Here is a 9,442-nt window from a genome sequence, read left to right on the forward strand (position 1 = left end):
CCGACGACCAGGCGCTCTTTCGCAGTACCCTGCGTCTGCTCGTCGATTCCGAGCAGGACATGACGGTGGTCGCCGAGGCGCGCGACGGAGCTGAAGCCGTGCTCGCGACACGTCGGACGTTGCCTGACGTGGCAATCGTCGATATTCGTATGCCGCGACTGGACGGCATCGAGGCGACCAAGGCAATTGCGGGGGATTCTTTGCTGGCACGCACACGCGTGCTGATTCTCACGACGTTCGAGTTCGACGAGAATGTCGCCAAGGCGTTGCGTGCAGGTGCCGCCGGATTCTTGGGGAAGGACGCGCGGCCTGCGGAGTTGCTCGACGCTGTCCGAGCCGTGGCGCACGGGACGATGCCGCTTTCGCCGGCTGCGACCAGGTTGCTGGTGGACGAATTCTTGGCGCGGCCAGTCGGATCGGCGATTCGCGGCGAAAGCCAGCTGCACGACCTCACTCCGCGTGAGCACGAAGTGGTGGTCCAGGTTGCCGGGGGCGCCGCCAACGACGAAATCGCGCGTTCGCTGGGTATCACGGTGCTCACCGCCAAGACTCACGTGAATCGGGCGATGGCCAAACTCGTCGCGCGGGACCGGGCGCAACTTGTGGTGCGCGCGTACGAGTTGGGCATCGTCTCACCGGGGCGGTCCACGGGGCGGTGACTCACCGTCGTCGACGGTGTGTACTGCATCTGCGGTAGTGGCGCATATGTCCGAATCCTGTGGCCGCAGTATTGCGTCCAGGTACTCTTCGGCGGTGGCGCGATGAGGTTCGGCGGTCTCCGAAAACGCGGTCGATAGCACGGTACGTTTCGCGTTTCCGGTCGATCACAGGAGGAAACTCGATGCCAGCAGAATCGCAGTCCGTAGCTCGGAGACATTCGCGCAGGCACTTTCTTGCCGGGATCGGAGCAATCGCTGCCGGTGCGGCGGTGGCTGCGCCCGACCGTGCGGCGGCCTCGACCGGCGTCGAGTCCGTCGGCGGCCGCATTCCGTCCCGGCCGAACATCTTGCTGTTCATCACCGATCAAGAGCGCAAACCCATGCACTGGCCCTCGGGGTGGGCGGATGAGAACCTACCCAATCGCGCGCGACTGACGAAGCACGGTCTCAACTTCGAGAACGCCTTCTGCTCGGCCGCCATGTGTTCGCCGAGTCGGAGCACATTCTTCACCGGCAAATATCCAGCCGAGCACGGCGTGACCAGCACGCTCACCGAGGGCGGCACGGTCTCGCCCACCGAACCGACCTTGCCGGTGGAGGAGCAGAATATGGCAAAGGTTCTGCAGCAGGCCGGATATCGGGTGCACTACCGAGGTAAGTGGCATATGAGCAAGGGGGTCGACGGGGGAGCACCGGCGCCTGCGGATGTCGCTCGTTACGGCTTCGAAGGCTGGATTGCTCCCGACTTCGGTGGCGACACCGAACCGTCGAACTTCGGGGGCGGTTGCGCTGACCACGACGGTGCGGTCACCGAGCAGGCTGTGGACTTTCTGCGCGACGATGCACCGAACAGCGGGCCGTGGGCGCTGATCGTCTCGCTGGCGAACCCGCACGACATCCTGTCGTTCCCGAACAGTTGGAACGAGCGCGTAGGGGACTGCGACAACTACGGTTCGGCCGCTCCCGGCGCCTTCCATCAGGGCATCGATCTGCCGTCGTCCTATGCGGAGAACCTGCTTTTCAATCACAAGCCGTCGGCGCAGGTGCAGTCGCAGTTCCTGCTGGCCGGGGCCCTGGGGCTGCTGCCGACTCCGGCTGACGCCCTCAATTACGTGAACTTCTACGCGTACTTGCACAAGGTGGTAGATCAGAGACTGGGCGAGGTACTCGACGCACTGGAGGATGATCCGGACATGTACCGCGACACCGTCGTGGTCCGCATCTCCGATCACGGCGAGATGGGCATGTCGCACGGCGGACTTCGGCAGAAGACGTTCAACGCCTACGAGGAGACGTTGCGCGTCCCCCTCATCGTGAGCAACCCGGTCATGTTTCCGGAGGGTGCCACGACGCAGGCGCTCGCCTCGCTCGTCGACCTGGTCCCGACGTTCGCCACCCTCGCCGGAGTGCCCGACCAGGCGGACTTCGTCTTCCGCGGCACCGATCTGACGCCAGTGATCGCCGACGCCGTCGCACATCCGCGGCAGCCGACGGTCGTGGTCCAGGACAGCGTGTTGTTCACCTTCGACGACGAGAACACCGCGGCGCCCAACGGTCAGCGAATCGTCCGACAGCCCAACCATATTCGCGCGATTCGCGATGACCGTTGGAAGTACACCGTGTACTTCGACCCGAGCGGCCGTGAACCCGCGCAGCGGGAACTGTACGACCTGCACTCCGACCCCGACGAGCAACAGAACCTCGCAGACCCGTGGGTGCCTGGTTACCACCCGGATCAGGTGGCTGTCATGCACAGCAAATTGGCGGCGAAGATGGATGCGACTCGAACGACACCCCCTGACGGTGTGATGCGCTAGCCCCGTGCGACGTCGGTCGGAGATATCCGACCGACGTCGACCGTCAGGGGTGTTCGATCGGTGTCGAGAGCGGCGGCACCGGGCTGTTCACCTGGTCCATCCGGCCGGGACGGCCGGGGTCCGGAACGTCGTAGTACACGTCCCTGAGGTAGATCACGCCGGCACCTTTCAACGAGAACTTGAAATCGCCGGTATACCGGATGACGGGCGCGCTGGCCTGCACCCAGAAGTACACGCCCGCAGGCACGTTGTACGTCGTGTTCTCCGTGTACGAATGCGACTTGGTTGTCGACGTCCCGTACTCCCGGGCGACCGACGCACTCATCTCCTCGTAGGCGATGCCGACCTCGGTGCCGCTGGTGATCGACGAGGTGGCCTCGCTGGTGACGGTCAATTCCCGCGAAAATACCCACGGCACGTCCGAATAGACCACCGGAGTCACCCGACGGGGATCGGAAAGGGTGTTCATCTTGCCACCCACCCGATACTCGCACTGCACTCCCGACGTAGCGGTGCAGAGGGTGCGGAGCATGTCGAACTGGGTTTGCGCATCCGCGGCGGGCACGTCGCGGACTGCCACCGCGGGATAATTGGCCACGTCGTCGAGTATGTAGATCGAGTCCTTGCCGTCAGTCACGCACGCGTAGCCCGAGCCGGTGCACTCGACGGTCGAGCGGTTATTCGACGAATCGTCGTCGGTGATGATCGCGACGGTGACACCCCGCCCGGACGGCTGCGCCGACTCGTAGCGCAGCTGCACAGCGTGCATCTTGATGTTCGGCTTGATCGACACCTCCTGGTAGTCGCCCGGCGGCGCCGTCGCACCGCCCGTCGGCCTGGCGGTGATGATGGCGTCAGGGTCGGTGGGATTGGGCAAGCCCCAGTCGGTTTGGGCGAAACGTAGGTCGTACGTAGTGAAGTCGTACACACGGATGTTTGCCGACGACAACCGTCCCGTCGAGGAGGCAGTATCAGCCGATACAGATGCGGTGGCTGCGGCACCGACGACAGCAACAGCGGCCAGCACCGCAGTGACGCGGCGGACCAGCTGCTGCGCGCTCATCGGTCGCCTCGCTCGCCGAGCGAACCAGTGCCGAGCGAACCAAGGCTGCCGGCGTCGTCACCGAGTAGCCCGCCCTGCACGATCTGCATTTGACGGGAGCCAGTGTCTACTCGCACCAACAGTTTTGGTCCAACATAGCCTGCGCGACTGTCGAATACGTACTTGAATTCGGTATTGGTGTGCCAGGCCTGGGGGCCGTCGGACGACGGCAGGATCGTCCCTTTGATGTTCACCAGCGCCGTGTGGTCGGCATTCACATAGACTGCAGATGTGTTGTGGGTGTTATGCATTTCGATCCCGTAGTGGTAGTCGTCGCAGGCGTTGTCACGCAGGGTGGACAGCACCGGGTACTGCGCGAGGCCGCGGGCGCTCGGACTGACGTCGAACATTGCGGCGGCGTCCGTAAACAAGTTCACGAGCTGGAGGTCGACACCCGAGAAGTTGCAAATGCTGTATGCCCGGGTGCGGTCGAGCTCGCCGGCGCCGCGGTCGGAACTTTTGCGCGCCGGGTCACCGGGATCGGCAACCGCCAACGCAGTCCCGACTGCGAAGACGGCCGCGCACGTCGCGGCCAGAACCGCGAATGTTCGGCCGCGACGGAGATGGATAGTCATGAGAAAGCCCTCTCAGTCGAGCCGACATTGATGGTGGATCCGCGGTCACCGGACGATCCGGTGGCGAGCGACCCGGCCCAGGAGGGCAGCCGAGTACCGGTGAACTGCGAGGAGTTCAGAACGGTCCCGAGGCCGGGGTCTGTCGGTGTTGCGCGCGCCATCATCATCGACGTGCGTGAGGTGTCCGGCACGTCGTAGTGGACGCCGGACAGAGTGATGGTGCTGTTGCCCATGCGCAGCGCGAACTCGCCGGTGTAGCGGAGCACCGCTGATTGGCCTTCGATCCAGAAGTAGTAATCCGGCGGCACCGTGAAAATCAAATTGTCAGTCTCGGTGCGCGAGTCGGTGATGCTGGTCGAATAGGTTTTGGAGACCGAAGCCTTGAACACGTCGTACGACGCACCAACTGTCACCGTCTCGGAGAACGACGTCGTGGTGGAGGTGTAGATCGTCTCGCCGTGCGAGTAAACCATCTCGCTCGCCTGATGGTAGACGTTTTCGGTGATCATTTTCGTGTCGCCGAACTGCGCCACCCGGGAAGTGGTGGTGAACATGCACGACGGCGCGCCCGACCCGCCCGTGCAGAGTTTCTGGAGCAGGCCGTACTGAGTTTGCGCGTCGGACACCGTGCGCGTCGCCAGATCCGGGAAGGCGGCCGTGTCGTCTACCAGGTAGATGACAGTCCCGCGGACCTGACAGATGTATCCGGTGCCCGAACACGCAACATGGACGATGTTGTTGTCGGAGGTATCCGATGTGGTGAGGGTGATCTTCAGCGACCGAGACCCGTGTGCGGGGCTGTCCGGGTCGGCATCGCCGAACGACAAAGTAGCCGTGTGCTTCTTGATGTTCTTCTTGAAGGCCCAGGTGCCACCGTCACCAGGAAGGTAGGAGATGCCGTCCTTGGGCCGGGTCGTCAACATCTGGTCCGGGTCCGTGGCACCGCTGTACTGCACCGCGTACGAGCCGTAGTCGATCACCTGAAACTGGCTGGAGGGAAGGTCGGGTAGCGTTGCGCCACTGGCAATCCCGGTTCCAGCCGTCAGACCGACCGCGAATACGAGTGCGGCGATAACAAGGGCTGAAAGTCGATTCATCATGAAACTGCCTCTCTTGCAGACTGATCGGATTCGATGATCACTTCGTCATCGGGCGGGCCGTCTGGTGCGCCACCTCTCGTCGGCCACCAGAACGGCCGACCAACCATCGCGGACAGTGCCGGAATCAATATCGGTGCCATCACGAGCGACGCGAGTGCGACGCCCACAGCGACACCGGTACCCAGTTCTACGAGGTTGTCCAGACCGGTGAGAGCCAAGGATCCGAAGGTCGCGGCGAGGATGACTCCGGCAAGGGCGACAGTCGGTGCGTCCATACCGATTGCGATGCGTGTCGCCTCGCGCGGCGACTTTCCGCTGCGGAACTCTTCACGCACCCGCTCGGCCATCAGGATGTTGTAGTCGGTGCCGATCGCGACGACGAACAGGTACAGCACCACCGGCGTCGTGAAATCGATTCCGTTGAAACCCCTGCCGTGCAGGAAGATCAGGGTAAGAGCCCCGAGCGTCGCGGCGAAGGTCAATGCGACGGCGACGATAAGGCCCAGGGGTGCGAGCAGCGACCGCAGCAGAAGTGCCAGGATGGCGACGACGATCAATGCAGCGACCGGAAATACCAGCGCGGTGTCAGCATTGAGCTGAGACCGCACGTCAGCCAGGACCGCGGTCTGCCCGCCCACGGCCACCTGAGCATCTGGGAACGCGGCGTGTGCGGCATCGCGCACCGGACCGGCGACGGTATCCAAAGACCCAGCAGAGAAAGGACTTTCGGCCAGAATCACGTTGAATGCCGCAACGGTGCCGTTCGCAGCCACCTGCGCAGGCGTCACCGATGCCATGCCGGGGACCTGCGACAGGGTGGTGGCCGCGGATTGCAGTGTGGATTCATCGAGAGGTTGCCCCGCCTCGACGAACACCTGGGTGGGGCTGAGTGCGCCTGCTGGGAAAGCGGTCGCAAGTTCGGTGTAAGCGAGCGCGGCCGGGGTGTCGTCGGGCAATTCGGACAGAGTGTCATATGTGGCGTGATACCCCGTGGCAAAAGCACCCAGGGCAGCGAGCCCTAAGACGATGGAACCGACGAAAGCGGCGGGACGGCGGGCGACGACGGCCCCGTACCGCGACCCGCGATGTATTCCAGTACCGTTGGGCCAGAACAGTTTCCGTCCGAGCAATGCGAACAACGCAGGAACCACCGTGAGAGCGGTGAATAGCATGTACGCCACCGCGATGATCAGTCCGGGGGCCAGCGATGTCAGCGAACCGAGTTTCGCGAGGAAGAGCGCGGCAAACGCACCGATCACGGTGAGCGCCGATGACGCGATCACTCGGCCGACCGATGCAGTACTGGCCTCGAGTGCTGATGCGGGGTCAGCACCGTCGCGCAGGCGCTCCCGGTAGCGGAACAGTAGGAACACGATGTAGTCGGCCCCGACGCCGAACAGAACGACGATCATGATCGACGCCAAGGACGTGCTGACCTGGAACCCGAACACATCGGCCGCCCACGCCGTCAGACCCTGTGCCGCAGCGTACGTTGCGGCGATAACCACGATCGGGACGAGCGCGATGATCGGTGACCTGAATACTGCGCCCAGCAGGAGCACGATAATCAGCACTGTCGCGATCGAGATGACCTTTTCGGCGCCCTCGTAGGCATGGGATGTGTCGACGGCGATTGCAGCGTTGCCGGTGACGCCGCCGTGCATGCCGGTTCCGGAGAGTGCGGTGTCGAGGTCGGATCGCAGCGTCTGAACTGCCGAGTTCACGATGTCGTCGCCCTGCGGCCCGGTGAAGTTCACGCCGAGCGCTGCGACCCGGCCGTCCGGTGACAGTGATCGCAGTGTTGCGGTGACGGCACCGACGCCGGGTATAGAGGCATCGGTCAGCTCCACAGCCAGGGCGACTGCTCGCTGCTGCTGGTCGCCGGTGAGGGGTGCGCCGTCGTCGCGGGCGATCACAACGGTTCCGCCAGCACCCGACGTTGCGGGGAAGAACTCATCCGACATCTGTTGAGCGGTGACCGATTCGAAAGACGAGGGTAGGAACGCCTGTTGGTCGCCGGTGACGTAGTCGTCGAGGTCGGGTGAGAACGCGACGATGGAGACCGTCACCACCAGCCACCCGATCAGGACCCTCCACGGGTGTCGGATTATTCCAGCGATTGCATTGCCGATCATGCGAGGAAGTGTGCAGGCGACGCCGTGGCTGGCACCAGTGGTGGTTTGTCCGGCTCTGGGATCGCGACATGGCGGACACCTTCTGAACTGAGGATATGCAAGGCTGTAGGTGATGCGGATGCCACGTTCGCGGTATGGTTCGGCTACTACGACGGCACGATGTCTGGTTCGTCCAGCAGCGCGCGTCATCGGCCGGCGTGTGGACCTCGACTGTCACCATGCCCAGCCAAAGACATCCGCAGCGACGGTGTTCCGGCGCATGATCGCCACCCCACCCATCGTGCGTCGCGTAGTCACGTAGCCACTGATCGGTGGGGCGGACGGATATCGACTTGGCGTGGTCAGGGTGTGGGGTGAGCGACTGCTCCGTTTTCCAACGCCGCCCACACAGCGCCGTCTGGACCGATGGTGATGCCGTGGGGCTCGGAGGACGATGTAGGCAGGTCGAGTTCGGTGATCGAACCGGATGGATCGATTCGTCCGATGCGGTTGGCTCCCCATTCGGTGAACCAACAATCGCCGGAGTCCGTTGCGGTGATGGCGTGCGGCTTCGCTACCGGGTCGGGCAACGGAAACATCTCCGTCGTGCCGTCGTGCCGTCGTGCCGTCGTGGCGTCGGCCTCGCTCCGGCCGATCCGGCCGCCTGCAATGTCGACGAACCATACGGCCTCCGCGCCATACGCGATGCCGACCGGTGCACCAGGTGGGTCAGGCAGCGGGTATTTGCGTGAGGTTACCTACTGAGTCGATCCGCCCGATGGCATTGGCCTGGTTGAGCGTGAACCACAGTGAGCGGTCAGGTCCACACGTGATCATCGAAGGGAACGCGCCGTGGGTGGGGAGTTCGAAGCAACTGTCCCACCAGTGTTTCGGCGTCCTCGATGCCGGAGTGTCTTCGCGCCTTGAGTTTACGTTGGCTTTAAAGAGTCGCTGCACGACGAAACCCGTTGATCGGCGCCGCCGCGTCGGCACCGATTCTGTTCTCGTACGGGTAACTGTGGTGAGCTCTGATCAGTCTGGGAGTCTGCGTAATTCGGCGATAGTTAGTCCCAGTGAGTCAAGCCGAGCCATGATGCTCCTCATGGCAAGGTAGTCGGCTACCGGGCCGTGCAGGCTTGTGCATCCGCCCGTGGTTGGCGCCACTTGCATATCGGGGAAGGCGGCGTTCACGCGATCCGACATGCCACCGTCGATGAGGAACTGGTAGCGCATCGGAGCGTTCACTTCACTGACCCCTGACTTGTCGAAAGCGTCGTGTGCGTCGTCAGTTTCGCTGTGCTGCCAAATTTGTGCGTCATCCATTTCGGGTAAATGTCAGAGCATTCGAGCGATCATCCCCTGTGTGGCTGGGTTGCGGTGTTGAGACCTTTCCCCGTAGTGGCGGGGGTCGAACGGGCTATGACCTAGCGTGGCGGCCCACCGAACGGTACGGTCGAGCACGCGAACCGCCGGATCGGCGAGTTCAACGATCTCTCGCCCGGCGTACGGGATCAGGACGTTGATGATGTGCGCATCATTGCCAAGTTTCGGCGCGATCGGCAGCTTGGTGAGGCTGTTCGGGTGCCGAAGTCGACTGCGACCGTAGACAACGCTGCGTGGGTTACGTGATGTACGCGACGGCGGTGTCAACGGCGGTGTCCGAAATGCGTCGTTCCGGGGGGCCGCAGACTACGTGCAGATCCCCGCTGCCATTGGCGGCCATTCGCGGGCGCAGGTCTGCATACAGGTGGTGTGATCAGCCAGCCAAGCTCGGTGAGCGCCTTGCAGAATGTCTCGACGGTTGTCTATTTGCTTTGTTGTTCTCGACGTAGCCGATGATCACCTTTGTTGTTGTGGTCGAGTGGATTGGGCGCGTCGGTGGAGGGATGCCCAGTGCGTCGCCAGGATCGTTGCGCTGATTCCGAAGACGAGCCATGTGATTGCTGCGGCGACAACTCCCGTGACGAAGAATCCGAGAAGCAGTCCCGCGACCACGTTCACGATGATCAACACGGCAGATCCGGTCAATCCGAGGACAGTTCGAATTGGGGCGAACGTGATCGTCCGGGTGACTG

At 63.2% G+C, this 9,442-nt stretch carries 10 protein-coding genes; 2 read left to right on the forward strand and 8 right to left on the reverse strand.

The genetic code is table 11. The features are described 5' to 3' along the window. Both VIQ49_RS13590 and VIQ49_RS13595 read left to right on the forward strand, forming a co-directional pair. Positions 1–659 (forward strand): response regulator transcription factor (locus tag VIQ49_RS13590; RefSeq protein WP_331885402.1); only part of this gene is annotated, 659 nt, incomplete at its 5' end. A gap of 182 nt (positions 660–841) precedes the next feature. Beyond that, positions 842–2,476, forward strand: coding sequence for a sulfatase-like hydrolase/transferase (locus VIQ49_RS13595; RefSeq protein WP_331885404.1), 1,635 nt, complete (start codon positions 842–844; stop codon positions 2,474–2,476). Between the two features lie 43 nt (positions 2,477–2,519). Here the strand turns inward: VIQ49_RS13595 and VIQ49_RS13600 are convergent, their stop codons facing one another. The 8 genes from VIQ49_RS13600 to VIQ49_RS13630 form a co-directional block, all read right to left on the reverse strand. After that, a complete protein-coding gene (locus tag VIQ49_RS13600) occupies positions 2,520–3,539 on the reverse strand; it encodes a hypothetical protein (RefSeq protein ID WP_331885406.1) in 1,020 nt (339 codons plus the stop codon). Next, positions 3,536–4,072, reverse strand: a complete 537-nt coding sequence (locus VIQ49_RS13605; protein ID WP_331885408.1) for a hypothetical protein — start codon at positions 4,070–4,072, stop codon at positions 3,536–3,538. Before VIQ49_RS13605 ends, VIQ49_RS13600 begins: the two co-directional genes overlap by 4 nt. Before the next feature lie 77 nt (positions 4,073–4,149). Then, the gene (locus VIQ49_RS13610; protein WP_331885410.1) at positions 4,150–5,253 is read right to left on the reverse strand and encodes a hypothetical protein; all 1,104 of its coding nucleotides are present in this window, start codon (positions 5,251–5,253) and stop codon (positions 4,150–4,152) included. Then, complete coding sequence (locus VIQ49_RS13615; protein ID WP_331885412.1) at positions 5,250–7,388, reverse strand: MMPL family transporter; 2,139 nt, start codon at positions 7,386–7,388, stop codon at positions 5,250–5,252. The genes VIQ49_RS13610 and VIQ49_RS13615 overlap by 4 nt, the downstream gene beginning before the upstream one ends. Positions 7,389–7,729: 341 nt before the next feature. Then, the gene (locus tag VIQ49_RS29070) at positions 7,730–8,104 is read right to left on the reverse strand and encodes a virginiamycin B lyase family protein (protein WP_422665469.1); all 375 of its coding nucleotides are present in this window, start codon (positions 8,102–8,104) and stop codon (positions 7,730–7,732) included. Continuing rightward, positions 8,097–8,204 (reverse strand): hypothetical protein, encoded by a 108-nt coding sequence (locus VIQ49_RS29075; RefSeq protein ID WP_422665468.1) that lies wholly within the window; start codon positions 8,202–8,204, stop codon positions 8,097–8,099. Before VIQ49_RS29075 ends, VIQ49_RS29070 begins: the two co-directional genes overlap by 8 nt. A gap of 195 nt (positions 8,205–8,399) precedes the next feature. Then, complete coding sequence (locus VIQ49_RS13625) at positions 8,400–8,600, reverse strand: hypothetical protein (protein WP_331885418.1); 201 nt, start codon at positions 8,598–8,600, stop codon at positions 8,400–8,402. A 606-nt stretch (positions 8,601–9,206) separates the two neighbouring features. Beyond that, on the reverse strand, positions 9,207–9,442 hold a 236-nt coding region (locus VIQ49_RS13630), incomplete at its 5' end, for a hypothetical protein (protein ID WP_331885416.1).

Source organism: Williamsia sp. (assembly GCF_036566845.1).
Classification (GTDB): domain Bacteria; phylum Actinomycetota; class Actinomycetes; order Mycobacteriales; family Mycobacteriaceae; genus Williamsia.